The organism is Acinetobacter tibetensis (genome assembly GCF_023824315.1).
GTDB lineage: Bacteria > Pseudomonadota > Gammaproteobacteria > Pseudomonadales > Moraxellaceae > Acinetobacter > Acinetobacter tibetensis.
Window position 1 is genome coordinate 2,675,082 of sequence record NZ_CP098732.1, and the last position, 26,072, is coordinate 2,701,153.

Annotated in this window: 27 protein-coding genes and 1 pseudogene; 14 read left to right on the forward strand and 14 right to left on the reverse strand. The window is 40.6% G+C overall.

What is annotated here, in order from left to right; genetic code table 11:
• Positions 1-28: 28 nt before the first annotated feature.
• Positions 29-865, reverse strand: coding sequence for a helix-turn-helix transcriptional regulator (locus tag M5E07_RS12905; RefSeq protein WP_252219771.1), 837 nt, complete (start codon positions 863-865; stop codon positions 29-31).
• Between the two features lie 67 nt (positions 866-932).
• Between M5E07_RS12905 and M5E07_RS12910 the strand changes: the two genes are divergently transcribed.
• From M5E07_RS12910 to M5E07_RS12925, 4 genes are all read left to right on the forward strand, one after another.
• Positions 933-1,340 (forward strand): Mpo1-like protein, encoded by a 408-nt coding sequence (locus M5E07_RS12910; protein WP_252219774.1) that lies wholly within the window; start codon positions 933-935, stop codon positions 1,338-1,340.
• A gap of 239 nt (positions 1,341-1,579) precedes the next feature.
• Positions 1,580-2,305, forward strand: a complete 726-nt coding sequence (ygfZ, locus tag M5E07_RS12915; RefSeq protein ID WP_252219777.1) for a CAF17-like 4Fe-4S cluster assembly/insertion protein YgfZ — start codon at positions 1,580-1,582, stop codon at positions 2,303-2,305.
• Positions 2,306-2,755: 450 nt separating this feature from the next.
• The gene (locus M5E07_RS12920; RefSeq protein WP_116760073.1) at positions 2,756-4,078 is read left to right on the forward strand and encodes an OmpP1/FadL family transporter; all 1,323 of its coding nucleotides are present in this window, start codon (positions 2,756-2,758) and stop codon (positions 4,076-4,078) included.
• A gap of 335 nt (positions 4,079-4,413) precedes the next feature.
• On the forward strand, positions 4,414-5,634 hold the full coding sequence (locus M5E07_RS12925; protein ID WP_116760071.1) for an OmpP1/FadL family transporter: 1,221 nt from the start codon (positions 4,414-4,416) through the stop codon (positions 5,632-5,634).
• A gap of 64 nt (positions 5,635-5,698) precedes the next feature.
• On the opposite strand, the gene thrH is transcribed toward M5E07_RS12925, so the two are convergent.
• Positions 5,699-6,316, reverse strand: a complete 618-nt coding sequence (thrH, locus tag M5E07_RS12930; RefSeq protein WP_116760069.1) for a bifunctional phosphoserine phosphatase/homoserine phosphotransferase ThrH — start codon at positions 6,314-6,316, stop codon at positions 5,699-5,701.
• Between the two features lie 201 nt (positions 6,317-6,517).
• On the opposite strand from thrH, the gene M5E07_RS12935 reads away from it, so the two are divergent.
• Positions 6,518-7,252: a phosphoadenylyl-sulfate reductase gene (locus M5E07_RS12935; RefSeq protein ID WP_116760067.1), complete on the forward strand. Its 735-nt coding sequence runs from the start codon at positions 6,518-6,520 to the stop codon at positions 7,250-7,252.
• A 173-nt stretch (positions 7,253-7,425) separates the two neighbouring features.
• Positions 7,426-8,805: a WS/DGAT/MGAT family O-acyltransferase gene (locus tag M5E07_RS12940; protein ID WP_116760065.1), complete on the forward strand. Its 1,380-nt coding sequence runs from the start codon at positions 7,426-7,428 to the stop codon at positions 8,803-8,805.
• 59 nt (positions 8,806-8,864) lie between these two features.
• Here M5E07_RS12940 and M5E07_RS12945 read toward each other — a convergent pair whose 3' ends face one another.
• The 6 genes from M5E07_RS12945 to M5E07_RS12970 form a co-directional block, all read right to left on the reverse strand.
• Positions 8,865-9,038, reverse strand: a complete 174-nt coding sequence (locus M5E07_RS12945; protein ID WP_165815689.1) for a PA1571 family protein — start codon at positions 9,036-9,038, stop codon at positions 8,865-8,867.
• Between the two features lie 140 nt (positions 9,039-9,178).
• Positions 9,179-10,633: a ribonuclease G gene (gene rng / locus M5E07_RS12950; protein ID WP_116760063.1), complete on the reverse strand. Its 1,455-nt coding sequence runs from the start codon at positions 10,631-10,633 to the stop codon at positions 9,179-9,181.
• 39 nt (positions 10,634-10,672) lie between these two features.
• Positions 10,673-11,239, reverse strand: a complete 567-nt coding sequence (locus tag M5E07_RS12955) for a Maf family nucleotide pyrophosphatase (RefSeq protein WP_252223834.1) — start codon at positions 11,237-11,239, stop codon at positions 10,673-10,675.
• Positions 11,227-11,718: a rod shape-determining protein MreD gene (gene mreD, locus M5E07_RS12960; RefSeq protein ID WP_252219779.1), complete on the reverse strand. Its 492-nt coding sequence runs from the start codon at positions 11,716-11,718 to the stop codon at positions 11,227-11,229. Before mreD ends, M5E07_RS12955 begins: the two co-directional genes overlap by 13 nt.
• Positions 11,705-12,562 (reverse strand): rod shape-determining protein MreC, encoded by an 858-nt coding sequence (gene mreC, locus M5E07_RS12965; protein ID WP_016165347.1) that lies wholly within the window; start codon positions 12,560-12,562, stop codon positions 11,705-11,707. Before mreC ends, mreD begins: the two co-directional genes overlap by 14 nt.
• Before the next feature lie 14 nt (positions 12,563-12,576).
• A complete protein-coding gene (locus M5E07_RS12970) occupies positions 12,577-13,623 on the reverse strand; it encodes a rod shape-determining protein (protein ID WP_116760057.1) in 1,047 nt (348 codons plus the stop codon).
• Between the two features lie 132 nt (positions 13,624-13,755).
• On the opposite strand from M5E07_RS12970, the gene gatC reads away from it, so the two are divergent.
• From gatC to M5E07_RS16375, 5 genes and pseudogenes are all read left to right on the forward strand, one after another.
• Positions 13,756-14,070 carry an Asp-tRNA(Asn)/Glu-tRNA(Gln) amidotransferase subunit GatC gene (gene gatC, locus M5E07_RS12975; RefSeq protein ID WP_241626980.1) on the forward strand — a complete coding sequence of 105 codons (315 nt, stop codon included), beginning with the start codon at positions 13,756-13,758 and terminating at the stop codon, positions 14,068-14,070.
• A 53-nt stretch (positions 14,071-14,123) separates the two neighbouring features.
• The gene (gene gatA / locus M5E07_RS12980) at positions 14,124-15,602 is read left to right on the forward strand and encodes an Asp-tRNA(Asn)/Glu-tRNA(Gln) amidotransferase subunit GatA (protein WP_116760055.1); all 1,479 of its coding nucleotides are present in this window, start codon (positions 14,124-14,126) and stop codon (positions 15,600-15,602) included.
• Positions 15,602-17,068, forward strand: coding sequence for an Asp-tRNA(Asn)/Glu-tRNA(Gln) amidotransferase subunit GatB (gatB, locus tag M5E07_RS12985; RefSeq protein WP_252219782.1), 1,467 nt, complete (start codon positions 15,602-15,604; stop codon positions 17,066-17,068). Before gatA ends, gatB begins: the two co-directional genes overlap by 1 nt.
• An 80-nt stretch (positions 17,069-17,148) precedes the next feature.
• On the forward strand, positions 17,149-17,568 hold the full coding sequence (locus tag M5E07_RS12990; RefSeq protein WP_252219785.1) for a hypothetical protein: 420 nt from the start codon (positions 17,149-17,151) through the stop codon (positions 17,566-17,568).
• Positions 17,569-17,573: 5 nt separating this feature from the next.
• Positions 17,574-17,663 (forward strand): annotated as a pseudogene (locus M5E07_RS16375) (hypothetical protein); the annotation flags it as partial.
• Positions 17,664-17,711: 48 nt separating this feature from the next.
• On the opposite strand, the gene M5E07_RS12995 reads toward M5E07_RS16375, so the two are convergent.
• From M5E07_RS12995 to M5E07_RS13005, 3 genes are all read right to left on the reverse strand, one after another.
• The gene (locus M5E07_RS12995) at positions 17,712-19,226 is read right to left on the reverse strand and encodes an AAA family ATPase (RefSeq protein ID WP_252219788.1); all 1,515 of its coding nucleotides are present in this window, start codon (positions 19,224-19,226) and stop codon (positions 17,712-17,714) included.
• A 190-nt stretch (positions 19,227-19,416) separates the two neighbouring features.
• The gene (locus tag M5E07_RS13000) at positions 19,417-19,932 is read right to left on the reverse strand and encodes a hypothetical protein (protein WP_252219791.1); all 516 of its coding nucleotides are present in this window, start codon (positions 19,930-19,932) and stop codon (positions 19,417-19,419) included.
• Positions 19,933-19,977: 45 nt separating this feature from the next.
• Entirely contained in the window at positions 19,978-20,898 is a 921-nt protein-coding gene (locus tag M5E07_RS13005) for a LysR family transcriptional regulator (protein ID WP_252219794.1), read from the reverse strand.
• Between the two features lie 114 nt (positions 20,899-21,012).
• Between M5E07_RS13005 and M5E07_RS13010 the strand changes: the two genes are divergently transcribed.
• Together M5E07_RS13010 and M5E07_RS13015 are read left to right on the forward strand one after the other, a co-directional pair.
• On the forward strand, positions 21,013-21,588 hold the full coding sequence (locus M5E07_RS13010; RefSeq protein WP_252219796.1) for a chromate transporter: 576 nt from the start codon (positions 21,013-21,015) through the stop codon (positions 21,586-21,588).
• On the forward strand, positions 21,585-22,100 hold the full coding sequence (locus tag M5E07_RS13015; RefSeq protein ID WP_252219799.1) for a chromate transporter: 516 nt from the start codon (positions 21,585-21,587) through the stop codon (positions 22,098-22,100). Before M5E07_RS13010 ends, M5E07_RS13015 begins: the two co-directional genes overlap by 4 nt.
• A gap of 112 nt (positions 22,101-22,212) precedes the next feature.
• Here M5E07_RS13015 and M5E07_RS13020 read toward each other — a convergent pair whose 3' ends face one another.
• On the reverse strand, positions 22,213-22,695 hold the full coding sequence (locus tag M5E07_RS13020; RefSeq protein ID WP_252219801.1) for a hypothetical protein: 483 nt from the start codon (positions 22,693-22,695) through the stop codon (positions 22,213-22,215).
• A 208-nt stretch (positions 22,696-22,903) separates the two neighbouring features.
• Between M5E07_RS13020 and M5E07_RS13025 the strand changes: the two genes are divergently transcribed.
• Entirely contained in the window at positions 22,904-23,482 is a 579-nt protein-coding gene (locus M5E07_RS13025) for a DJ-1/PfpI family protein (protein ID WP_252219804.1), read from the forward strand.
• Between the two features lie 227 nt (positions 23,483-23,709).
• Here the strand turns inward: M5E07_RS13025 and M5E07_RS13030 are convergent, their stop codons facing one another.
• Both M5E07_RS13030 and M5E07_RS13035 read right to left on the reverse strand, forming a co-directional pair.
• Positions 23,710-24,687 (reverse strand): hypothetical protein, encoded by a 978-nt coding sequence (locus M5E07_RS13030; protein WP_252219806.1) that lies wholly within the window; start codon positions 24,685-24,687, stop codon positions 23,710-23,712.
• 289 nt (positions 24,688-24,976) lie between these two features.
• The gene (locus M5E07_RS13035) at positions 24,977-26,050 is read right to left on the reverse strand and encodes a DUF1176 domain-containing protein (RefSeq protein ID WP_434087814.1); all 1,074 of its coding nucleotides are present in this window, start codon (positions 26,048-26,050) and stop codon (positions 24,977-24,979) included.
• Between the last annotated feature and the right edge of the window lie 22 nt (positions 26,051-26,072).

A 26,072-nucleotide genomic window follows, 5' to 3' on the forward strand; every position in this document is an offset into this window, starting at 1 on the left:
TGACTTTTCGAGCTTTAGTTTCCTTTTACTACACTGGTGTGTGATGCGACTTTGGCTGAACAGCGGGCTCACTAATAAAAACCGTGTTGGCCTTCAAAATGGAAGGGGCAAAATCGACCATGCGACGTAAGGTTCGCGTGTAATGTGCTTGATCCGAAAAGCCAGCTTCAAAGGCAAGATCAATTAAACTATAACCTTCAATCCACAATTGAATGGCATAGCGTACTTTTAACCACAATATATATTGCCGCATGGAACCACCCAATTGAGCACTAAATAAATGCATCAAACGTGACTCAGATAAACCGACTTGAGCCGAAACATCTGCCACTGTAGGAATATTCTGTGGTACTTGCTGTTTAATATATTCACACGCTTTTAAAATACGGACATCCCACGGCAAATGAGTTACTTTCGGGGATATAAGCTGCAAAATACGCAATAATAATCGCTTCACTTGCTCAATATTTAATGCCCCTAATCTCAAGTGTATAAGCTCACTGCTGAGCGGTTGTAAACAATCCGCAGGCAATGAACGCATCTGCTTTCCTTGTAATGCAGTGTGTACATAGCCATAAAGTTCATGGTCTGGATCTATTAACACTGCCAGATAAGGTTGATTTTCAGAATCCGTGCTATGGCTAACATTCGGTGCCATACAAACAATGTCATGATAACTGCGGGGCTGATGATCCAGAGTTACGGCAAATTGTGCACCTAACCCGATTTGTAACAGTGCAGGGAAATGCACATGTGATTTGTTTAAGTGTTCTTGTGTGACATATAAAACGATGCCATCCCAAGCATATACCCAGCTCTTTTCTGGTTTCGCTACTGGGTCAGATTCCTTCTGATGAAATAGCATAATCGTTCAAGACCCGATGTGGTATGTTGTTCAAAATGACTCCTGTAAACACTAAAGGAGTAGTTACATGTTACAGAATACCCAAGAACTGATTAAAAACAACACTCAGGAACTCATTAAAAATACTGTACCAACACTCACAAATAAGCATGAGGTGCAAATTGTCGGCAGTGATGGTCGTATTAAAACGCTCAAAGAATTCTACCCTTTTTATCTTTCACAACATGCAGACTCAACGTGTCGTCGTTTGCATTTCGTAGGTACAACCTGCGTGATTGGTATTGCTGCAACCGCAGCCATGAAGAAAAATGCCAAATTACTTTGGGCCTTACCTGTGGTGGGTTATGGTTTTGCTTGGGTCGGTCACTTCTTCTTTGAACACAACAAACCTGCAACATTTAAACAGCCCTTCTTTAGCCTAATCTGTGACTTTAAAATGTATAAAGACATTTTAGTCGGCAAAGTCGATTGGTAAAACCTCAATTGGAGCTGACTTATTTAGGGCTCTAATAAGTCCGCTCCATCCTCACAATATTCTTAGAAATAGCCTCTATTAACGGTCATCCAATAGCTGTGACCTGTTCGCAAAAAACCAGGAAAATTTTAATCTATTTTCTTTTCATGTTTTCCTGTAAAGCAAATGTGCAATTTCACGCAAAATAGTGGAAAATCAAGCGAATTAATTCTTCTATAAATTGTTGAAGTGAGCATTTCATGAGTACTCTTGCATTTACGGCTTTCACTCTTAATGGTGTAGACGCGCAAAAATTTCTACAAGGTCAAGTTACCGTTCACGTAGAACGCCTAATTGAAAATCAAACTCGCTATACCGCAATTTGTGATCTTAAAGGTCGAATTCATTTTGGCTTGTGGCTAAAAAAAGTAAATAGTGAAAGTTTCGAAATTATTACCACACTCGATCAAAGCGAAGAATTTGCCAAGCATATTCGAAAGTTTGGTGCATTTTCCAAGATGAAACTGGAATCTATTGGCTCAGTATTTCCGAGTATTGTTGGTACACATACTGAATTTTCAACAACAGAAACAGATATAAGTGCTTGGCAATTGCAAGCCATTGAAACAGGTCAAGCATGGATTTGCCAAATCACTGAACATGCGTTCCAACCTCAAGAATTACGTTTGCATCAACGTGAAGGTGTTCACTACGATAAAGGCTGCTACTTAGGTCAAGAAATTGTGGCCCGCCTCTGGTTTAAAGCCAAACCAAAACACTGGCTACATTTAGTTCAAGGACACGGTGAAGCCCCAGCCCCAGCGACACAACTCAACAAAGATGTGGAAGTGGTCAATAGCATACCGACAACCGACGGCTATAAAGCATTAGTCGTTGCAAAACCAACTGCAATGACTGAGTTAGGCTTACAAATCTTAGACCTACCAGAAGAATTGAATGGTGATGTTGCAAGACCTGTTCATTAAGTCTGTTTAAATGTATTTCTAGATCGTATATGAATCGCATATACGATCTTTTTAAACTTAGAAAAATAATATAAAAAATAGATGCTTAGAACTTTTATAAATTACAGGTCATTTACGTTTTATATTTCCTCTCTAGCGAATTAAATTACACAATACCCATTTTTGGTTATTTTATAACCACTTGCATTTTATTCCAAATCCCACTTAAATTCCAATTAAACATATATATTTCAGCTAGTTAAAATAAAACCATGGATAGAATATAGATTTTTTACTCTATTTTGTTGTTTTTTTGAACTAATCAGTTCTGCTAGAGCATTTACTCTTATTTTAATTGTGTTATTTTTGTCACATGGAGTAACGATATGATTTTGGTCGGATCTACCAAATAATTCCAGATTTTACATAAACATACATAAAAAATCGTGTACCTCAAGGGAAGATGAAAGAATGAAATTAAAAGCGCTAACTACCGCAATGATTCTCGCAGCATTACCAACCGCTGGAGCATTTGCTGCGGCACTTGACCGTTCAGGACAATCTATTTCTGCCTTCTTGCAACCAGGCAACTATTTTGAAGCAGGTATTTCAATCCTTGATCCGGACGTATCAGGGAAAGATATATCTGGTAACAATGCTAGCGACATGGCTGGGGACTACTACTTCCCTACTGCTGCATTAAAACTACAATTAACTGATCAATTCTCTTTTGGTTTACTTTACGATCAACCATATGGTGCTGAAGCTGAATATACTGGTAACAATAATTTCGTTGCCAAACAAAGCGACCGCTTATTACCATCTGCTAGCAGCCCAACTTTAGGACAAGCTGGTTTAGGCAATGTAGTTACTGGTGGCACATCCGTTGAAGTAGATACTCAAAATTTAAACTTTATCCTAGGCTACCAACCTACAGCTAATTGGAACTTGTATGGTGGTGCTGTTTATCAAACAGTAAAAGGTAATGTGAAACTACGTGGTTCTGCATATAGCCTTTATAATGGTTACGATGCCGACATTAAAGAAACAGGTGACTTTGGCTGGTTAGCAGGTGTCGCTTATCAAATTCCAGAAATTGCATTAAAAGCATCATTAACATATCGTTCTGAAATTGAGCATAATGCACAAGTTAATGAAAATATTCCTATTGTAAACTTGGTTGCAGCAAATCCAACATTATTGTTTGGCGCTCTGGGTATTACAGATCCTGCTACGCAGCAAGCTATCGGTCAGAAACTTGCAGCATTAGGTGGCAGTGGTAAAACTGACATTACAACGCCTCAATCTGTAAATTTAGATTTCCAAACTGGTATTATGGCCAATACAGTTGCCTTTGCTAACCTACGCTGGGTAAACTGGAAAGATTTCTCAATTCAACCATATAAGTTTGGTCTTGTTTCTCAAGCTGCTGGTCAATTACTGCCACAATTAAACAAACCAAATGGTTTTAATTTAGTTGATTACTCAGATGATCAATGGTCAGCAAACGTTGGTGTGGGTCGTAAATTGACTGAACAATGGGCAGGTAATGTATCTGTCGGTTGGGATTCTGGTGCTGGTAACCCTGTAACGACACTAGGCCCAACAGAAGGTTATTGGAACCTTGGTTTAGGTGTTCAATATAGCCCTACACCTGCAACATTCATTGCTGGTGGTGTGAAATACTTCTGGTTAGGCGATGCAGATGCTCAAACTGGCGCTCATTCTGCGGCAGGTACTTTCAGTGACAATGATGCACTTGCATATGGTTTAAAACTCGGCTACCGCTTCTAATTCCTACTTGACTCAAAAGACCATCCTTCTGGATGGTCTTTTTTTGGCAAAAAGTATCATTTTTATAAATCTCAATTTCCACCGAACTTAGCCAAGTGTTTCTAAATTAAACATTTAATTTTTTACTTAAATGATTCTACAATTAAACTAATTACTCTATTTTTTATATATAAATCATTAATATACATACGTACCATTAGTATTTTTACTCTATTCAAGCACTTTTTGTGTATGAGCTAGTTCAATTAATAAACGGCATAGTGCATTTACTCTTTTTTAATTTGTGTTACCTTCCCTTAACTTTTAGTTACAAAGCGATATCAGGGAAAATATCCATGAAGCTTACAGCTCTTAAAAAAGCAATTTTACTCTGTCTTATTCCTACTACTTCTACATTTGCCGCAGGCCTTGATCGTTCTGGTCAATCTATTGCAGCTTTTCTGCAACCAGGAAACTACTTTGAAGCAGGTATTTCTATACTTGATCCAGATGTTTCAGGCAAAGACAAAGAAAATAATAATACAGGTGACATGGCTGGTGACTATTACTTCCCTCATGCCGCTTTGAAAATCCAAGCAACAGATCATTTCTCTGTTGGCTTGATTTACGACCAACCCTATGGTGCAGATGCTGAATATTCTGGGGATAGTGGTTTTGTAGAAAATCGTCCTGTTCCCTTTAAAGGTGGTACATCTGTTGTTGTTGATACTCAAAACTTAAATTTATTAGTAGGTTATCAACCGAATGATAACTGGAACTTATATGCTGGTGCTGTATATCAAACGGTAGATGGAACAGTCTTACTTCGTGGTACAACCTATAGCGTTCTTAATGGTTATGATTTTAGAACAGGTGAAGATGAGTCTGTTGGTTGGTTAGCGGGTGTTGCTTATCAAATTCCTGAAATTGCATTGAAAGCATCAGTAACTTATCGTGCTGAAATTAAGCATAAAATGAATGCTTATGAGCATTTTGGGCTTGCGGGTTTAACTGGTAATGCAAAACTTGATGGTGTCATGACCGCATTAAATGCTTCAAGTGGTGAAACAGAATTAACCACCCCTCAATCTGTCAATGTCGATTTACAAACAGGCATCATGGCCAATACTGTGGCATTTGCCAATGTACGTTGGGTAGACTGGTCAAACTTCAAAGTTCAACCTTATAACTTTGGCAAACTTTCTCAAGTCCTTGGACAGGCTGGACTTGTAGCGAATAAACCGAATGGTTTTAATCTCATTGATTATAAAGATGATCAAATTTCTGCAACTGTTGGTTTAGGTCGTAAATTTAGTGATCGTTGGGGAGCTAACGTATCAGTAGGTTGGGACTCTGGCGCAGGTAACCCTGTGACTACACTGGGTCCAACAGAAGGCTTTTGGAGTGTAGGAACGGGTGTACGTTTCTCTCCTGCTGAAAATTACTTTATCGGTGCAGGCGTAAAATATTACTGGTTAGGTGATGCTGATGCCGTAACTGGTGCTCATTCTGCAGCAGGAACATTTACTGACAACAATGCCATCGCGTATGGTTTAAATGTAGGCTATAAATTCTAAAATCTAGAATTTAAAAAAAAGACGGACTTATGAGTCCGTCTTTTTTTGCTTTAATCTTATAGAGTTAAGCAGGAATATCACGTACAGATGCCTTACGAATGGCTTCTTTTAATGCATCATAACCATTGATTGCTGGGAATTGTGGAAATTCAGCAATCACATTTTCTGGCGCATCAAACAAGAAACCATGATCCGCTTCGCCTAACATTGTGGTGTCATTATACGAATCGCCCGCGGCAATCACACGGAAGTTCAAACCATGAAGCGCTTTAACCGCCTGACGTTTTTGGTCTGGTTGACGTAATTTATAAGCAGAAATCATGCCCTGCTCATCTGTTTCTAACTTATGACAAAAAATGGTTGGCCAACCCAATTGTTTCATCAGTGGATGTGCAAATTCATAAAAAGTGTCTGAAAGGATAATCAGTTGGAAATGCGTACTGACCCATTCTACAAATTCTTTCGCACCTGGAAATGGTCCCATTTCCGCAATCACATCTTGAATATCATCCAAGCCTAAATTATGTTGCTTAAGAAGATTTAAACGCTGTGTCATCAACACATCGTAGTCAGGAATATCACGTGTTGTCGCTTCTAGCGCTTTAATTCCAGTTTTTTTTGCAAAGTTAATCCAAATTTCTGGAACTAACACACCCTCTAAATCAAGACATACAACTTCCATGAATGCTCCCAACTGTCTATGAAAAAAATTTGGACTATAATAACATCAACTTATGATTCAGTAGTTGCTGTTTTTTAAATCTATTTTTTTCATAAGCATTTATTTTTTAATGCTAAGTAGAAATATTCAATTCAATTAGAATATTTTCAAAATCTTTTAATATAGGTTTTGAAGTCTCCAAGCCTATAGCCAGGAACTCTAATGACTACTATCCCTACTGTCGATCATATTGATGCACTTGCATCTGAATATGCAGATAAATCTCCAAGTGAAATTTTAGAACTCGCACTGAATCAAGAAGGTGAAATTGCCATTTCTTTTTCTGGCGCTGAAGATGTTGTACTGATTGATATGGCTGCCAATCTGGGTAAACCATTCCGTGTTTTTAGTTTAGACACGGGGCGTTTACACCCAGAAACCTATCAATTTATTGAAACTGTGCGTAAACATTACAATGTTAATATCGAAATCTGTTTCCCAGAATCTGAAGCAGTCCAAGCGCTTGTCAATGAAAAAGGGTTATTCAGTTTTTACCAAGATGACCATAAAGAATGCTGTGGTATTCGTAAAGTACAACCTTTACGTAAAAAACTGGCGACTTTAGATGGTTGGATTACGGGTCAGCGTAAAGACCAAAGCCCTGGTACACGCACTGAAATTCCAGTGGTTCAATCTGATGTTGGCTTTTCTGGCCCAGGTAAACAGTTGATTAAATACAATCCTTTGGCGAATTGGTCGAGTGCTGAAGTATGGAGCTATATCCGTATGATGGAAGTGCCATACAATCCACTACATGAGCGTGGTTTTATTTCAATTGGCTGTGAACCATGTACGCGTCCTGTATTGCCCAATCAACATGAGCGTGAAGGTCGTTGGTGGTGGGAAGAAGCCACCCATAAAGAATGCGGATTACATGCTGGTAATTTATCAAAATAATTTTGTCAAGCCAAAGCCACTGAACTATTCAGTGGCTTTTTTTCAGATTGATGGACATATAAAGCCGTAACTTTTCTAAGTAAAAAGCGCTATACTCAAATCAAGTTTTATAATTCTAACAAGGTGTCTCAGAAAGGAGTCACCGCAGAAATTGCAGTGAGGCAATCAATACTATGCGCCCCTTACACCCCATTGACTTTATTTTTTTAACATTAGAAAAACGGCAGCAACCGATGCACGTTGGGGGATTATTCCTTTTCCAAATTCCTGAGCATGCACCTGAAACTTTTCTACAGAATTTAGTTGCGGATATTCGCAACTCAAAATCTATTCCTATTCCACCATTTAACAATAAATTAAATGGTCTGTTATGGGATGAAGATGAAGAGTTTGATCTCGATCATCATTTTCGCCATATTGCCTTACCCCATCCTGGACGCATTCGTGAATTACTGACCTATATCTCACAAGAGCATAGCGCCCTTATTGATCGAGCTAAGCCTTTATGGACGTGTTACATCATCGAGGGAATCGAAGGTAACCGTTTTGCGATGTATTTTAAAATTCACCATGCCATGGTCGACGGTATTGCAGGTATGCGTCTGGTCGAAAAATCGCTATCTCACGATCCACATGCCAAAAGCATTGTGCCGCCGTGGTGTGTTGAAGGGCCTCGTGCCAAACGCATAAAAGAAGCGAAAGTCAGCCGCATGAAAAAAATCATCACTGGGTTGAAACAACAGGTTGAAGCAACCCCTATCGTGATGCGGGAACTTTCCAAAACAGTTATGCAGGATATGGGGCGTAATCCAGACTATGTGTCCAGCTTTCAAGCACCAAGCAGTATTTTGAATCAGCGTGTCAGTTCATCACGCCGCTTTGCTGCCCAGTCTTTTGAGTTTGATCGTCTGCGTCATATTGCGACATCTTTAAATGTCACGATTAACGATGTGGTATTGGCGATTTGCTCTGGTGCATTACGTGAATATTTACTGAGTCAAAATGCCCTACCCAAAAAGCCTTTGATTGCCATGGTTCCTGCTTCTATTCGGGATGATGATTCAGAAGTATCGAATCGAATTACCATGATTTTGGCAAATTTGGGAACACATAAAGAAGATCCTTTAGAACGTTTGCAGATTATTCGTCGTAGTGTCCTGAATGCAAAAGAACGCTTTAAACGCATGAACTCAAACCAAATCATGAATTATAGTGCTTTTGTATATGGCGCCGCAGGCTTAAATATTGCCTCAGGTTTAATGCCAAAACGTCAGGCATTTAATTTGGTTATCTCTAACGTACCAGGCCCACGTGAACCTTTATATTGGAATGGTGCCAAATTAGATGCGTTGTATCCAGCATCCATTATTTTAGATGGTCAAGCGCTCAATATTACGATGACCAGTTATTTGGATAAGCTTGAAGTCGGTCTGACGGCATGCCGTGTTGCACTACCTAAAATGCAGAATTTATTGACGCATTTGGAAGAAGAAATTCAACGATTTGAAAGTATTGTTGGGGTCAAAAGCCCAAAGTTGAAGGCGGTGAGTTAACCGCAGAAACTGATGACACAAATTAAGTAGAATAAATTAAGGGGCTTCATGTGAGCCCCTTAAGCTTTAATACTGCGACACTGTTTCAGTAGCTGATGACAAACCGAACGAACCATAGCAGTTGTAATTTGAGTTTCTTTGCCTTGTTCGTCTACGATATAACCCGTATGTACGTTTTTATTATCTAGCACGTTCTTAATACCTTGTTTGATAATTTTTTCACTCATGCCCATTTCACACCTCTTCTTGCTAAGACCAAATTCCCCAAAAATGAAAATTTAGTTTGGCTACTTGGTATGAGTAGTATTGAAAAAACTAGCTCGAAAGTAAAATTTCAGTTGTAACAAGTGTTTAACGACATCCTGTTACAATTTCAGCTCAGAATGATATCGTATTGCTCTTGCGTATATAAATTTTCCACCTGAAATTTAATCATACGATTAATAAAATGCTCTAAATCCGCTACAGCTGGTGCTTCTGCTGTAAGTAAGCGATCAATCACAGAAGGATGTGCGACAACAGTAAAGCCACTCTGTGATTCAAAAGCTCGGGTATATCGTAAGATTTCTCGAAAGATTTCGTAACATACCGTCTCTGCTGTTTTAACATAACCACGTCCCTGACAAGTCGGACAAGATTCACATAACAAGTGTTCTAATGACTCTCGGGTACGCTTACGCGTCATTTCGACTAGACCTAACTCAGAAACCTGTGTAATTTTGGTCTTGGCATGGTCACGTTCCAACATGCGCTCAAACTGATTCATCACTTCTTCACGATGCTGAGCTTCCTGCATGTCAATAAAGTCAATAATGATAATGCCACCCAAGTTACGCAAGCGTAACTGGCGCGCAATGACCTGTGTTGCCTCCATATTGGTTTTAAACACGGTATCTTCCAGTGTTCTGCCACCCACATAGGAACCTGTATTGACATCAATTGTGGTCATGGCTTCGGTCTGGTCAATCATTAAATAACCACCAGACTTTAAGGCAACACGAGTTTGTAATGCTTTCTGAATGTCTTCTTCAACATTATATAAATCAAAAATCGGGCGTTCACCAGGATAGTGAATCAAACGACTCTGCATATTTGGCACAAACTCAGCCACAAATTCCTGTAATTTCGCATGAATTTCACGTGAATCAACGGAAATTTTTACAGTATTTTCATTTGCTAAATCACGAATAATACGTTGTGGTAAGGGTAATTCTTCAAAAATAAGAGAAGGTACCGCAATATTTTTTTGTTTACGTTGGATGTATTCCCACAACTTTGCCAAATACGCCATATCCTGCGCAATCGACGCTTCATCAATGCCTTCCGCAGCAGTACGTACAATGACTGAACCGGGTAACTCGTGTTCAGCTTGGATCTTCTCAATAATAGAACGTAAACGCTCACGTTCTCCTTCCGATTCAATTCGTTGCGATACACCAATATGATTACCAAAAGGCATGAGCACCAAATAACGCGAAGGAATAGAAAGGTCTGTGCTTAACCGCGCACCTTTGGTTCCCAACATATCTTTCATGACTTGGACAGTCAGAATTTGTCCGGGCTGTAATAACTCAAAAACATTCGGAATCGGCTGATTCCGCGGCCAGATCATATCATTGATATGTAAAAAAGCAGTACGCGACAGACCAATATCGACAAAAGCTGCCTGCATACCTGGCAAAACACGAACCACTTTGCCTTTATAAATATTTCCTACCAAACCCCGTTTTACAGTACGTTCAACATATAACTCGTTGACTGTACCGTTTTGAATTAATGCCACACGACACTCCATCGGTGTGACATTAATCAGTAACTCGTCAGACATAATAAGACTCAAAACATTATAAAAATTTTTGTTTCACCATTAATTTAATAGCTTAATGGCTTTGAATAACTCGACTGTCTCATGTAACGGCAAACCAACTACATTGGTATAACTGCCTTCAATACGGGGAATATAACGCGAAGCAAGCCCTTGTATGGCGTAAGCTCCGGCTTTCCCTTCAGGTTCCCCTGTTGCCCAATAGTCTTCCATGTCTTTCAGGCTCAGCACTTGAAATTCGACTTGGGTACGCACCACTATACTTGAAATTTGCGCTGATGTACGTACACACACCCCAGAAAATACATCATGCTTTCTGCCCGAGATTTTTGCCCACATTTGAAATGCATGGTCTTTTGATTCTGGCTTGCCCAAAATTTCACCATCAACACTTAAACTGGTGTCTGCAGCAACAATGATGGCATTTGGAAATTTTTGTTGTACTACCGACGCTTTTTCACAAGCCAAACGCTGGACATAATCTGCTGCTGTTTCATTCTCAAACGCAGATTCATCAATCTCAGGACTATAAATTAGGAACTCTAGACCGAGCTGCTGAAGCAGCTCACGACGTCTGGGAGAACTAGAGGCAAGAACTAGATGCGCCATTTTTTCAGTACAGAATAAACCAATGGCCATAGCAAAACACTGGTGAGTAATGGTTGCCAATGTCGGGCAAAGGGAAACTGAATGCCCCCCATAATTTGTGCCACCCACATCATAAATAGGTAGGCTAGAATTGCCAGCGCTGCAATAACCCACAGGTTGGCAAAAGTCAGTACACGGCGTTCACGAATCAAAAAACGCGTAACAAAACTAATCACCACAAAACATAAGGCATTCAAGCCCAGTGGTGCATCCATCAACAAATCAACAAAAATACCAGTACCGAAGGCAAACCAGACACCACACCATGTTGGCTGACACAGCACCCAAAACAGCATCACCATCATCATAAACAATGGACGCCAGCCCGAAACCGCATATGCCAATGGATAAACCATCAGCACAGAAGCAACAATCACTGAAAAGATGATTGGGAATAACGGATCTTGACGTTTTTCTTGACGTAACTTAGCGATTGGCATGTGGCTGCTCCATCGCTAATGAATCGGAAAACAGCACCACAACATGATGACCACTGGCTAACTGCGCCGCGGGAACCACATCAATCTGTGCAAATTCACCTGTCGTATGTCGACTCACTTTAGACACTGTACCGACCAAATATCCTGCTGGGAAATGCGCCCCTAAACCTGAGCTATACACTTTTTCACCCACCTTAATATTGGCACTGGTCGGAACGTATTCCATTTTCAGATGTCCTAAATCACCTGTACCTGAAACAATAGCACGCATGCCTGTGTACTCTAAACGTACCGATAAAGAATGATCTTTGTCGGAAAGCAGCATGACGCGGCTACTGTGCGGATACACATTGATGATTTGCCCCATAATACCCTTATCGTCCAATACCGTTTGTCCAACTTTCAAGTTGTTGGTTGAACCACGGTTAATCACAATAATATGGCGTAATGGATCAGCATCCGTCCCAATGACTTCAGCAATTTCCATTCGACCATCAATAATTAAAGGCGTATCGAGTAAACCACGTAAACGTGTATTTTCAGCAGAAAGCTCGGACAGCTTTTGCAAACGCACTTGGGCTTGTAGCAACTCCGCCTGCATGGCCGTGTTTTCACGACGTAGTTGTGCCTCAGACTTGGTCTGCTGAGTCAACCATTCGCTGGACAATACAGGATAACTTGCCAAGGCATAAATCGGATTATATGCCGCATACAAGACATCTCTTGCAGGCTGTATCACATGAGGTAAGCGCCAGTTAAAAAATAGCACCACCAAACATGTTACAACCGCAATGATAAATGAGCGAAATGATGGGGGCTGCCTAGAAAACAAATTTGTTTGCACAGCCAAATCCTTAATTAACCAACGAATAACATGTCGTGATTTGGATTATCAAAGAATTCTAAAACTTTACCACCACCACGAGTGACGCAAGTTAAAGGATCTTCAGCAACTACGACTGGTAAACCAGTTTCCTGAGCCAATAATTTGTCGAGGTTACGTAGCAATGCACCACCCCCTGTCAATACAATGCCGCGCTCTGCAATATCTGAAGATAATTCAGGTGGCGTTTGTTCTAATGCAGATTTCACTGCTGAAACAATGCTTTGTAAAGGATCAGAAATCGCTTGGGTAATTTCGTTTGAAGTTACAGTAATGGCACGTGGCACACCTTCTGCCAAGTTACGACCACGAACTTCAATTTCTAAAATTTTACCATTTTCGTCTGGTAAAGCCATGCCTACTTCTTTCTTGATGTTTTCTGCTGTGGTTTCACCAATCACGCAGCCATGTGCTTTACGTACATAGTTAATGATTTGTTCATCAAACACATCACCACCAACACGTAAAGAGTCAGCATAGACACAACCTTGCAGCGAAATAATCGCAATTTCAGTTGTACCACCACCCACATCTACCACCATTGAACCGCAAGCTTGTTCCACAGGTAAACCTGCACCAATTGCAGCAGCCATCGGTTCTTCAATTAAACGGACATCACGTGCGCCTGCATTAAATACAGCCTCACGAATGGCACGACGTTCAACCAAAGTTGATTTACATGGGACACACACTACAACGCGTGGCGCAGGTGGAAATAAACGCTTTTCATGCACTTTACCAATAAATTGGTTTAGCATGGTTTCAGTCACTTCAAAATCAGCAATTACACCGTCTTTCATTGGGCGAATTGCAGAGATGTTCGCAGGCGTACGACCAAGCATTTGCTTCGCATCAAGACCAACAGCGGCAACAATTTTGTGTGAACCACTGTGACGAATAGCCACAACTGTCGGTTCATTTAATATAATGCCTCGTCCTGGTGCATAAATAAGTGTATTTGCTGTACCTAAATCAATGGCGAGGTCTGGCGAAAACAAGCCAATTAGTCGTTTTAGAATCACGGGGTCGTTCTCAGTTTAACTTTATATGGACGCAAGGTCGCAACTTTAACTAAATGTGATGCTTTGAACAAGTCAATCGCTTATTATAACGCACGATATTTTGAAATTTTTTAATACTGATTAGGTGATGTTATGTCTACATCGGATGCTCAGCATTCAGCAGATTTAAATGCTCAAACCGTTTCAGCGATCGCCAATCTTGCTCGTTTGTCGCTAGATGATACGCAATCTGCTGAATATGCTCAAAGTTTAAATAAAATTTTAGGCATGATGGAAACCTTAAAAGGCATCGACACCGATGGTGTTGAACCATTGAAAAGCCCTTTCGACAATCCACAGCCGTTACGTGAAGACGTGGTGACTGAACAAAATCATCGTGAAGAATATCAAGCTGTTGCACCTGCAACTGAAGCAGGCTTGTACCTTGTACCACGCGTGATTGAATAATTTTCACTCAGTTGAACCATTTTTTTTAAATTAAACGTAAAGAATTATTTCTCATGACCGATTTACACCGCTTATCGATTCGTGAACTTGCTGAGGGTTTGGCACAAGCTCAATTCTCTTCTCGCGAACTGACTGCACATTATTTAAAACGTATTGAAAAAATCGATGCCCAAGTTCAATCCTATGTGACGGTGACGGCTGAACAAGCTTTGGCTCAAGCCGATGCCGCAGATGCTTTACGTCAAGCAGGTCAAGCGACTGCGCTCACAGGTGTACCGATTGCGCACAAAGATATTTTCTGTACTCAAGGCATTCGCACTTCTGCGGGTTCTAAGATGTTAGACAACTTTATCTCTCCTTACGATGCAACAGTGGTTGCCAAAGGTAAAACCGCAGGTCTGGTGACTTTAGGTAAAGTGAACATGGACGAATTTGCCATGGGTTCAACCTCTGAGAACTCCTTCTACGGTGCTACAGCTAACCCTTGGAACTTAGGTCATGTACCAGGTGGTTCTTCAGGTGGTTCTGCGGCAGCCGTTGCAGCGGACCTTGCTCCATTTGCGACAGGTACCGATACAGGCGGTTCAATCCGTCAGCCTGCTTCGTTCTGTGGTTTAACGGGTTTAAAACCAACCTATGGTCGTGTATCCCGTTTCGGGATGATTGCTTATGCATCATCACTCGATCAAGGTGGTCCAATGGCACGTTCGGCAGAAGACTGTGCTTACCTCATGAACGTGATGGCAGGTCATGACGCAAAAGACTCAACGTCGATTGAAAAAGACGTTGATGATTATGTGGCAAACCTAAACAGCACAGCGGTTAAAGGCTTACGCATTGGTATTCCAAAACAATACTTTAATGTCGCTGGTTTAGACGCAGCAGTTAAAGCACGTGTTGAAGAGTCATTGAAGAAGTTGGAAGAAATGGGCGCAACACTTGTTGAGATTGATCTCAACATGACTGAAGCTTATGTTCCAACCTATTATTTGATTGCACCTGCGGAAGCATCATCGAACCTCTCTCGTTTTGATGGCGTGCGTTACGGTTACCGCTGTGAAAACCCGACTGATATTTTAGACCTGTATAAACGCTCTCGTTCTGAAGGTTTTGGTGCTGAAGTGCAACGTCGTATCCTGATTGGAACCTATGCCCTGTCTGCGGGTTACTACGATGCGTACTACGTGAAAGCACAGAAAGTTCGTCGTTTAATTCAGCAAGACTTCTTAAAAGCCTTTGAACAAGTGGATGTGATTGCTGCACCATCTGCACCGACCACCGCTTACCGCATTGGGGCATCGTTAGACCCAGTCGAAATGTATTTGGGCGACATCTACACCATCGCAGTGAACTTGGCAGGTTTACCAGCCATCAACGCCCCTGTTGGCTTTGACCAAGATCAACTCCCTGTTGGTTTACAGTTGATTGGTAACTACTGGTCAGAATCACAATTGTTGTCAATTGTTCATCAATACCAACAAAACACGGACTGGCACACCAAACGTGCAGCAATTGCTGAGGAGAATGCATAATGGCTGAAGCTCAAAAGTTGAAATTGATTGACGGTTGGGAAGTCGTTATCGGGATTGAGATTCACACTCAGCTTGCGACCAAATCTAAAATTTTCTCAGGTTCTTCGACCGAATTTGGTCAAGACCCAAATACACAAGCCAGCCTTGTTGACTTGGCGATGCCAGGTGTATTGCCTGTTTTAAATAAACAAGTGGTGGATTTGGCAATTCGTTTTGGTTTGGGTATTGATGCGTACATCGACCAAGCATCTGTGTTTGCCCGTAAAAACTACTTCTATCCAGACTCACCTAAAGGCTACCAAATCAGCCAGATGGACAACCCGATTGTGGGCTTGGGTCATATCGACATTCAACTTGAAGATGGTACGGTGAAGCGCATTGGCGTAACGCGTGCTCACCTAGAGGAAGATGCGGGTAAATCAATCCATGACCAGTTTGAAGGGATGTCAGGTATCGACTTAAACCGTGCTGGTACACCTTTACTTGAAATCGTGTCTGAACCTGACATGCGTTCGGTTGAAGAAGCTGTGGCGTATATCAAGTCGATTCACACTTTAGTACGTTGGTTGGGCATTTCTGACGGTAACATGGCAGAAGGTTCATTCCGTGCCGACTGTAACGTGTCGCTACGTCGTCCGGGCAACGAATTTGGTACACGCTGTGAACTGAAAAACCTCAACTCTTTCCGTTTCATTGAACAAGCGATCAATGTTGAAATTGAACGCCAAATGGAAATTTTGGAAGACGGCGGCAAAATCGACCAAGAAACACGTCTATTCGACCCAGTAAAAATGGAAACGCGTTCAATGCGTTCGAAAGAAGAAGCGAACGACTATCGCTACTTCCCTGACCCAGACTTGTTGCCTGTGATTATTTCAGATGCACAAATTGAAGCGGCTCGTGCAACATTACCTGAGTTACCTGCGGCACGTCGTGAGCGTTTCGTGGCGGACTTTGGGGTGACTGAGTACGATGCACACGTTTTAACACTGACTCGTGAAATGTCTGAGTTTTATGAAGCGGTGGTTCAAGCTGCTGGCGGTGCGGCTCAAGGTAAAGTGTCGGCAAACTGGGTGATGGGCGAATTCTCGGGTGCTTTAAACAAAGCGGGCTTAGAGTTGGCAGATTCCCCTGTTTCGGCTGAACAGTTGGGCGGCATGATAGCACGTATTGTAGACAACACTATTAACGGCAAAATCGCGAAGCAAGTGTTTGGCTTTATGTGGGAAGAAGGCAAAACTGCCGATGCCATTATTGCTGAAAAAGGCTTGAAGCAAGAAACTGATACTGGTGCGATTGAAGCAATTATTAAAGATGTGCTTGCAGCCAACGAGAAGATGGTTGAGGAATACAAGTCTGGTAAAGAAAAAGCCTTTAACGGTCTTGTTGGTCAAGTGATGAAAGCTGCAAAAGGCAAAGCTAACCCTGCGCAAGTGAATGAATTAATGAAGAAATTGATTGGTTAAACTGATCAATTTTGAAAAAGAAAACCCGCTTTAAAGCGGGTTTTTTTAAAGATGCAATAATTTTTAATGAGTAAATAATCATGACAATAAAAGAATTTTTTGATGCTGAAGTGGTGGAAATAGATGAACCTGCTATTTTAATTTCTATTAATAAGACTGTAGATGAACGTAGCATTTATGATGCGGCTCGATTTGCATGGAAATTGAAATTAGAAGAAGCAGAGAAAGCTGAACTAATCTTTGCCATTACTCGGGGCGTCATTAGAGGTGTTTTTATTGCTAAACAATGGTTACCAGCTACCGAAGATAACTTTCCCAACTTCCATTTGATAAATGAGGAAGTATATACACCTACTTTACGTGAAAAAAGATTTGGTTTTATCGGTCATGCTGCACCTGAATATTTTCAAGAAAAATACTTAGGCAAAAAAATTCCTGAAAAGTTTAGAAGACGTGGTGCAAGTAACCCGATCAAATATTCGTGGAAAGCTAAAGATTAAGTAATAACAGTTTTTTGCATCAAGTGATGAAAGCTGCAAAAGGTAAAGCCAACCCTGCGCAAGTAAATGAATTAATGAAGAAATTGATTGGTTGATCTGATATTTTCTAAAAAGAAAACCCGCTTTAGAGCGGGTTTTCTTATCTAAGCTACCTGTGTCGTCGGCTCCAATAAGGTTGCCGTATAAGGTAATAAAAAGTCATTTATTGGTTTAATATAATTATCCCACGCACTAGTTTTCGAAAGTAACCGAATAATTTTCGTCAATCCAGCCTCCCTACTGTCCCCTAGCTGTTCTATTAAATCATTGATAAATCCATGATTCTCTGATGGCAAAGGTAATTGTCTAACCAAGTAAATTATTTCCTGATCATCTTGATCAAGCTGATACTCATCAAAAGAATCATTTAACAATGTCAGATACATAAACTTTTCAGGTGATGTTTTTTCAGGCAAATTATATTGAAAAATAGAATTAAAAGTTTTCATCTGCAGCTCATCCATTAAAGGATCATCACCTACTAACTTTTTCCGGATTTCATCTCGTTTTTCATCATCAGATACATATACATCACCATCTAATACAAAATAGTAATCTCTTAAGTTATTATCATTTAGGAACATGCCAGAAGCTATAGTAAAGCAATTTAAGGCTGCTCCGAACCGATCTACTTGAATATGTCTTTTAAGTTTCAATTTTGAAGCAACATGATTAACAATAGCTCTAGACAAATCATCCTCAACGAAAATATTTACAGATCTAATTGGTCCTCCAATTAAACGAGTAACTGCATCTGGTTTAGTCTCATTCAAACAAAATGTTTTATCAGTAGAACTATAAATATGTCTTATATTGATATCTGTTCGTTCAACAATACTTTCACGATGTGTTGTAAAAATAACCTGTATTTTTTTTAAATTAGCTCTTTCAACTATAACTTCAATTAACTTTTGTAAAGCTAAATCATGTAGTAATAGATCTAATTCATCGATCAATATTAGTGAATATTTACTAGCCTCATAAATAGTTTTTAAAATATGAAAAACTTTTTGCTCACCTGCACTCATACTCAAGGCAGAATACTTTAAACCACCAACTTCAACACCAATGAATTCTTTGGATGAAGATTTATGAGTATTATAGCGAGTGTAAGTTTTATTAAGTACATAAGATGCTTTAGTTAATACATTTTCAATATCTGAAGTATTAACAGAACTAGTAGAATAATTAACACGTGATTGTTTCTTTTCAGATTCAATCATTGGTACACATTTATCAATACCTATATAATAAATTTCTCGTTTATGCCTATTCACATAACGAGGACTCCAACGGTCAGCATTCTTTTGATAACTTCTATTAATAACATGTTCTTGCTGCCTATCTTTAAATGAATAATTAATAGTCAGACTAGAATTATTCCAAAGAGCGTCTGTATTAGGTAAGAAAAAATCACTAAATTTATATTCCTCTCCTTTCCCATTATCTAGTGAGGAATATGCACATGCTAAAGCATGTAAAATTGTGGATTTACCATTACCATTAGGACCCAAAATCGCAGTAACATTATTCCCTAAAAAGTCTATTTCTAAGCCTTTTAAATTTTTTAAGTTCTCAACTTTCATACTAAGAATTTTATGGTCGCTAATATTACTCATAACACTCTATTTTTATTGAAAATAATATGAACATTTTAACTATTAAACCAATAATTACAATATCAATGTTGGCACAATTTAGTCTACCAATTGATCATCGAACTCCTTTAACAAATGAGGCTTTATCTCATATGATATTCCCTCTTCTTTTAAAAAAGAGAGCTAAGAAAAGAATTCCTCTTAAGTATTATTACCTCACCACACCCAACTTATTCCAAATCTCAGGCGTCAAAAACGTCGTCACCATCTTGTTCAAATCCACATAACGCAACAAACCATTCAACTGTTGCTTCACTTCGGTATTCTTTACAATTTCCTCGCCCGTAATCTGCCCCAACTGCTGAAAACTTTCGCCTACGGCTTGAATGCCCTCTGCCTGAATCACGGCTTTAGTTTGTGCCGAACATTGCTCAACCAAAATGCGCTGTAACACCTGCGCTACGTTTTTATCCAATGCGGTTTTCTGGTCTTCTGTGACCTGACTATACTGCTTTAAATCGGGATGCGTCGATAACGCCACAAAGGTCCATTGCAACACGGCGGTTTTATCGGTCGCCGTAGTCGATTTCACCAAACAGTCACTCAGTTGATCGACCGTCGTACTCGCCATACTCATCTGCGTTGCACCCAAAACCGTGGCTACCAACAACACCGCACGACCAAGACCCGACCATTTCCCCTGAGTTTTCACAAGCTGAACTGACATCTGCTGAATTCCAATAACTGATTGGCTTCTTTGTAGCACAGGACTTTAGCGTTGGTTGTTATGACTCTGTATCTCATGGTGCTGTCTACCCAACAATTGCAACACATGCTGTAAACGTACATTTTCAGGATTGTCCTTATACACTGCATAAATTGGGGCAATACATGGTGGCTCTGCCTTTAACGACTTATACACAATCTGTTTGTTCCAAAAATCTCGAATAGCTTCGGGCACAATGGATAAACCAATACCTGCCGCAATCAAGTTTAAACTGGAGGTTAACCGTGGGGCTTCTTGAACAATTTTGGGACTAAACCCCGCCTGATAACAACTCGCCATAATATTGTCGAATAAGTCTTGCCCTGCTAAACGGCGATACAGCACAAAATCGTAAGGCTCTAAAGCTACCAATTGGATTGCATCTGGCTGTTCTGCCAATGGATGATTATTCGGCATCGCCACAATCAATGGCTCATCCAATACAGGCAAGCTATTTAGTCCCAAACCAATCGGTGCGGGTTTGCGTAAAAATACGATATCGTTTTTATCGTTGCTGATGGAATCAATCAGTGAGTTACTGCCATCTTCTTCCAGATGAATCGACACCGCAGGAAAAGCTTCACGGAAGCTCCGCAGCAAGGCAGGTAAAAAAGGATGTAACCCAACCGAATTGGTAAAGCCAATATTCAATTGCCCTTCCAAACCTTGGGTAATGTTCTTCACGCGCTGTGGAATCGCCTGTGCATGCGCCAATATGGTCAGGGCTTCCTGATACAACACTTTTCCTGCTTCAGTTACCTCTACGCCACGCGGTAAACGCTTCAGTAGCTGCACATTCAATTCATCTTCCAGACCTTTAATGATGCGGGTCAAAGGTGGCTGCTGCATATTTAAACGAACGGCTGCACGTGAAATATTGCTTTCTTCTACCACTGCCACAAAGGCATTGAGCTTGTGTATATCCATCTTCCGCCCTCCAAATTAAACATACTTTTTAGGTATGGATTACACCATAAATAGAATTTTTCATTATAACGCAACAGGCGCATACTTTTGACATTAGAACAAGTGAGGTCAGCAATGAAAACTGAAGTCATGACATTGGAGCAAGACATTCATCCCAATAATCAGGAATTATTTATGGGGTTTATGAAACTTGGTCTGATGGGGTTTGGTGGAGTACTGCCACTGGCACACCGTATGATTGTGGATGATCGTAAATGGCTGACGATTGAGGAATTTACTCATTTACTTGGAGTGTGCCAACTACTGCCTGGCGGCAATATCATCAATATGTCAGTCGCAATTGGCTATCAATTTCAAGGAATTAAAGGTGCAATTAGTGCTGCGGTGGGTTTGATCTCGGCACCCACTTTAATTGTGATTATGCTGTATGAACTGTACACCCAATTTCAGTCCATTCCCATGGTCAAACACATGCTTGAAGGTTTGGCAGCGGCTGCCGCAGGTTTGTTGTTTGCGGTGGGGCTGAAAATGCTGCGTCCCATTATAAAACGTTATTTAACTTGGGTGACCATTGGCATGACTTTTCTATTTATGCTGGTCATCAAAATTCCCTTGCTGCTGACTTTGCTGATTTTAGTTGCGCTTAACATCACAGTTTTAAGCCTGAATAAAGGAGCAAAAAACGCATGATTCTGATTGCTTTAGCCATCGTTTTTACTCAGCTTTCGTTACTGGCTTTTGGCGGTGGTAATGCCATTTTGCCTGAAATACAACATCAAGTGGTCGAAGTGCATCACTGGTTAACTGCTACAGAATTTAGCACCATGTTTGCGATGGCACAGGCAGCGCCCGGCCCTAATATGATGATTGTTCCGTTGGTGGGTTGGCATGTAGCAGGCCCCGCTGGACTCTTGGTCACCTCATTTGCCCAATTTGGGCCTTCATCCGTGATTACGGTATTCGCACTCAAATTCTGGAATCAGTTTAAAGACCATCCTCTACGCGAACGCTTTGAAAAAGCCTTAAAACCCATTACGGTGGGCTTGGTATTGGTCAGTGCGTGGATTATTGCCGATGCTTCGGCACAAAATAGTTTACTGATTGCTATCATTGCAATTGCGACAGTAATGAGCCTGTTTAAGAAAATACATCCTCTTTGGGTCATGCTCTTTGGTGCAACCGCAGGCGCTTGTTTTCTATAAAAATATCATAAAGGTAAATAAACCCGCATTGTGCGGGTTTCATCATTTTTCTAATTAGATACGGAGTGAATCCAACTCACCGAATGGCATCTACTGTCGGACAAAACATGATTTAATATTGCGCTAAATCTCGCTCCCGACAAGACAGCTCATAATATTCAGCTTGCGGGCGTCTTTTTAGAATATGACTATAATAATCCGTATTATCGTTTGCTATAAGGCCTAAAGTACACTGATTCTTTTTGGCAAATTGTTGCAATGCGGCCAAGTCCGCAGTTTTGCTTAATACAGCCCCCCAACCTTCACTGACACAACAGCCAACATACTGTGACATATATTCATCCGACACCGCGACCACACTTTGCCCCATAAACTTAAGCGGTTTTTTAATGCGAAATACATCATTGTAGTCATAACGGGAAACTTCAGGTTTCTTAGCAATAAAGCCACCTGCTTGTAAAACTTTAAACGTCGGAAAATCTTGTTTCGTAGTCCCCATCCCCCGATAGTTGGTCATGTCCGCAGCCATAGTCATTGAAGAAAAACTGATTGCGACCCATAACAAACTTTTTGAAACCCAGTGCTTCACACTCATCTTTATTATCCTTTGTTATTGCTATACGACAGACCCGCATTTTAATGCAGCTCAGGTCTAAAACAACTGATGATCACCATAATATTGGATGTCTTTTATTTTCCATCCGCCTACTGGTAATTCATTACGACTAAAGACAATAAAGCCTGACTTAAACTGATCATCGGGCTATGCTATGGTAAAACATAACAACACAGAGGGAAAAATCATGCCTAAACAGATTCTCATGCTGGTCGGTGACTATGCCGAAGATTACGAAACTATGGTGCCTTTTCAATTTTTGATAGGACTGGGTTATACCGTACATGCGGTCTGTCCAGATAAAAAATCGGGGGACAGTATTGCCACGGCAATTCATGACTTTGAAGGGGAACAAACCTATAGCGAAAAGCGTGGACACAACTTTGCCATTAATCATGATTTTGATGCAGTGAATACCACAGACTATATTGGCTTGGTGATTCCGGGAGGCCGCGCGCCTGAGTACTTACGCATGAATGCCCGTGTCATTGAAATTGTGCAAGAATTCGATACTTCGAAAAAACCGATTGCTGCGGTATGTCACGGTGCACAAATTCTGGCTGCTGCCAATGTATTGCAAGGCCGAACCTGTTCAGCCTATCCTGCTTGTGCAGCAGAAGTGAAACTGGCAGGTGGTCACTATGCCGATATTGCCGTAACAGAAGCGGTGACAGATGGACATTTGGTCACAGCACCTGCTTGGCCTGCACACCCTGCTTGGTTAGCACAATATGTAAAAGCACTTGGTGCAACTATTCAGATTTAAGACATTTTATCTTAAGTAATGATCGTTGCGTTCCAGACCACATGTTGGGAACGCAACCCATAGATGAGCTATTTCATCACGGGCGATTGATGATGTATGGTCGGTGATTTGTTCCAATACCAATAAAAATAGCCCCCTTAATTTTGTAATAAGGTATGCGTTTTCAATTGAGTCTGCTGCTGACTGCCCCAGTTCCATTGATCCACTTTAACTGACCATTAAACGACTTATCGCCCCTGTTTCAACATGCGCTTAGCACCTGCATGGTTATAGTTGCTAGCAAGATTTTGCAGAATTTTATCGGCTTGTCCTTTCGGGTTAGAAAAACGAGTGCTGTATGCAGGCACACTGGTCAAACAACGTGCAACGAGCATGCCTGAATCTGTGTATACATTTGCATTGGTTCCTGCCAATTTGCCATAGTTATACGCACGTTGGGCATTGTTACAGGCATTTAACTTATTGGTCCCTTTGCTTAAATCACGACGAGCGGTGACATAAGCTTTAAGCTGCTGCTGTTGCGGTGTTTCAACTGCTGGAGCAGTTACAGTTTGCGTTGCTTCTACTACAGTAGGTTTACTTTCTTTCTTTTTCTCTGCTTCTTTTTTATTGTCAGGCTCTTTGGCTATTTCGGTTTTGCTATTTTTTGTCGTTGTAGCGCTCTTCGCTGTTTTTTTCTCTGCCGAGTTTGATGCTACATTTTTATACCATTGCTTGGCTTCATCCGCACTCAGCATCCGAGTTTGTAAACTCACAACACGCGCTGCAAGACGACTTTCCAACTTTCCTTCTGCTGTTGGTTCAATCGAAACAATCCAACGCTCATTAGGTAATACACATTCATAAGCACCGATACCTTGCTTCACATTACTGTTTCCCGTCAGGCGTTTTTTCTGTGTCTGATCTTTGACTAAATACAAATTACTTTTATACAGCAAGGCAAATTTGCCACCTTTAGCATGACAATAACTGCCTAAATACTTACGTGGATATAACGCTTGAGTTTCAGTGCTTTTTTGCTGTTGTCCCCAATCATAAACATATTCTTTCGCACCACCATTCGCAGCATTCAATTTTTTCTGGTCAATTAACGCTTGTGGTGTAGCATATTTATTGATGGAATCGGTACTGAAATTACCGATGTGGTTACATCCCTGTAAAGTCATTCCCATCGCCCCAATGAAAATAAATTGTTTTACATTCACGTCGTCGTTCTCAATAATTATTTTATTATTTAAAAATATCGCAAATTACATAAAATAACAAACCATAGGTCACTGATTTTATTCTTCATTTTTATTTTTTACTGAAAACTAGATCAAGCAAACTATATTTAATGTTAAACAATTTCTACTTTTCAATTTTTCGTTGTATCAATTAACACAATTTTCTTAAATAGGCTCTATAGGAATGCACTCTAATAAAATATTGTTTTATATCAATTAAATAAAACTAGGCAACCCACCCTAGTTTCAATACATGATCATCAGCCAACTACTTCAACACTGCCTCAATTTTATCTAACTCCCACACGCCTCCTGCGGCTAAACCTTTACACATGCCTGTCCAACGATCGACCGTTTGCACAAACTGTTGACCATTCCACACCCATTCTGCAATAGCCCAACAGTCGCCAATGCCTCGTCCTTTTTGCCCACTATAAATATGCCCCTCCGAAAAATCTGACGCAGTTTCGGTAATAAAAGTTGCAGGACCTTTAAGTGAAGTATCTAATATCCACATGCCATAACCTTCATTATAGGCGGCACGCCAGCACAGCGTTGTGGCCAATACCTTTTGTCCACTCAGTTTATACAGTTGAATCGGTTGTGGTTCCTGTCCATCACCTGTATATATCCCTTCACAAAAACCTTCAGCAACATCTTCCGTTTTAGGCTGCGATGACATCAACGTTTTATACAATGCCTGATAGTGTGCTTGAGTTGGTGCTAAAGTCCGATAAGGTTGATTTGCTGTCTTCACTGGTTTCACCACGAATTTTGGAGCAGCCGCTAAAACTCCAGCTTCACTGTTGCGTCCCTTTTTAATCAAAGCGCTGACAGTATTTATCCGTTTTTGGAAATCATCCATTTTTAACAGTGTCGCAGTCATGCCCTTATCAGAGATTTGCCAATGTAAATCCTGATTCTTAAACTCAATTTTGACATTTTGAGCCGCAACTTCTAATAAAGCATTCACTTGCAACTTAGACAGCGTCCCCATCAAAGGAAGCTCATTGCCCTCCACACTCACCGCACCTAAGTCCCGACCATTCACAAAAAAATGAATATTCCGAACCTTAGACACAGGCAATTCTTCTTCTTCAAAACTCGCTAAAGCAAATTCTGCCTTTACCGTTTGCTTCGCCCCTGCGTGACGCGTCAAAAGTATTGATGCAGGTTCTGATTGATTGACATCATCATTTTGGTAACCCGCCACACGGCATGTGCCTGTATTGCTACAATAAAGCTCCCAGTCTTCGTGAGAAAAGGACATCCCTTGAATGTCTTGTGCTAACACACTCGCACTAACCGCAGTTAAACATGTTACAGAAATAAAATAAGTGATACATTTCATCAGGAATATACTG

Bases quoted from the DNA above. Each gene is read 5' to 3' on its own strand.
- M5E07_RS12905 (WP_252219771.1), bottom strand. From the start codon at position 865: ATGCTATTTCATCAGAAGGAATCTGACCCAGTAGCGAAACCAGAAAAG.
- M5E07_RS12910 (WP_252219774.1), top strand. From the start codon at position 933: ATGTTACAGAATACCCAAGAACTGATTAAAAACAACACTCAGGAACTC.
- ygfZ (WP_252219777.1), top strand. From the start codon at position 1,580: ATGAGTACTCTTGCATTTACGGCTTTCACTCTTAATGGTGTAGACGCG.
- M5E07_RS12920 (WP_116760073.1), top strand. From the start codon at position 2,756: ATGAAATTAAAAGCGCTAACTACCGCAATGATTCTCGCAGCATTACCA.
- M5E07_RS12925 (WP_116760071.1), top strand. From the start codon at position 4,414: ATGAAGCTTACAGCTCTTAAAAAAGCAATTTTACTCTGTCTTATTCCT.
- thrH (WP_116760069.1), bottom strand. From the start codon at position 6,316: ATGGAAGTTGTATGTCTTGATTTAGAGGGTGTGTTAGTTCCAGAAATT.
- M5E07_RS12935 (WP_116760067.1), top strand. From the start codon at position 6,518: ATGACTACTATCCCTACTGTCGATCATATTGATGCACTTGCATCTGAA.
- M5E07_RS12940 (WP_116760065.1), top strand. From the start codon at position 7,426: ATGCGCCCCTTACACCCCATTGACTTTATTTTTTTAACATTAGAAAAA.
- M5E07_RS12945 (WP_165815689.1), bottom strand. From the start codon at position 9,038: ATGGGCATGAGTGAAAAAATTATCAAACAAGGTATTAAGAACGTGCTA.
- rng (WP_116760063.1), bottom strand. From the start codon at position 10,633: ATGTCTGACGAGTTACTGATTAATGTCACACCGATGGAGTGTCGTGTG.
- M5E07_RS12955 (WP_252223834.1), bottom strand. From the start codon at position 11,239: ATGGCGCATCTAGTTCTTGCCTCTAGTTCTCCCAGACGTCGTGAGCTG.
- mreD (WP_252219779.1), bottom strand. From the start codon at position 11,718: ATGCCAATCGCTAAGTTACGTCAAGAAAAACGTCAAGATCCGTTATTC.
- gatC (WP_241626980.1), top strand. From the start codon at position 13,756: ATGTCTACATCGGATGCTCAGCATTCAGCAGATTTAAATGCTCAAACC.
- gatA (WP_116760055.1), top strand. From the start codon at position 14,124: ATGACCGATTTACACCGCTTATCGATTCGTGAACTTGCTGAGGGTTTG.
- gatB (WP_252219782.1), top strand. From the start codon at position 15,602: ATGGCTGAAGCTCAAAAGTTGAAATTGATTGACGGTTGGGAAGTCGTT.
- M5E07_RS12990 (WP_252219785.1), top strand. From the start codon at position 17,149: ATGACAATAAAAGAATTTTTTGATGCTGAAGTGGTGGAAATAGATGAA.
- M5E07_RS12995 (WP_252219788.1), bottom strand. From the start codon at position 19,226: ATGAGTAATATTAGCGACCATAAAATTCTTAGTATGAAAGTTGAGAAC.
- M5E07_RS13000 (WP_252219791.1), bottom strand. From the start codon at position 19,932: ATGTCAGTTCAGCTTGTGAAAACTCAGGGGAAATGGTCGGGTCTTGGT.
- M5E07_RS13005 (WP_252219794.1), bottom strand. From the start codon at position 20,898: ATGGATATACACAAGCTCAATGCCTTTGTGGCAGTGGTAGAAGAAAGC.
- M5E07_RS13010 (WP_252219796.1), top strand. From the start codon at position 21,013: ATGAAAACTGAAGTCATGACATTGGAGCAAGACATTCATCCCAATAAT.
- M5E07_RS13015 (WP_252219799.1), top strand. From the start codon at position 21,585: ATGATTCTGATTGCTTTAGCCATCGTTTTTACTCAGCTTTCGTTACTG.
- M5E07_RS13020 (WP_252219801.1), bottom strand. From the start codon at position 22,695: ATGAGTGTGAAGCACTGGGTTTCAAAAAGTTTGTTATGGGTCGCAATC.
- M5E07_RS13025 (WP_252219804.1), top strand. From the start codon at position 22,904: ATGCCTAAACAGATTCTCATGCTGGTCGGTGACTATGCCGAAGATTAC.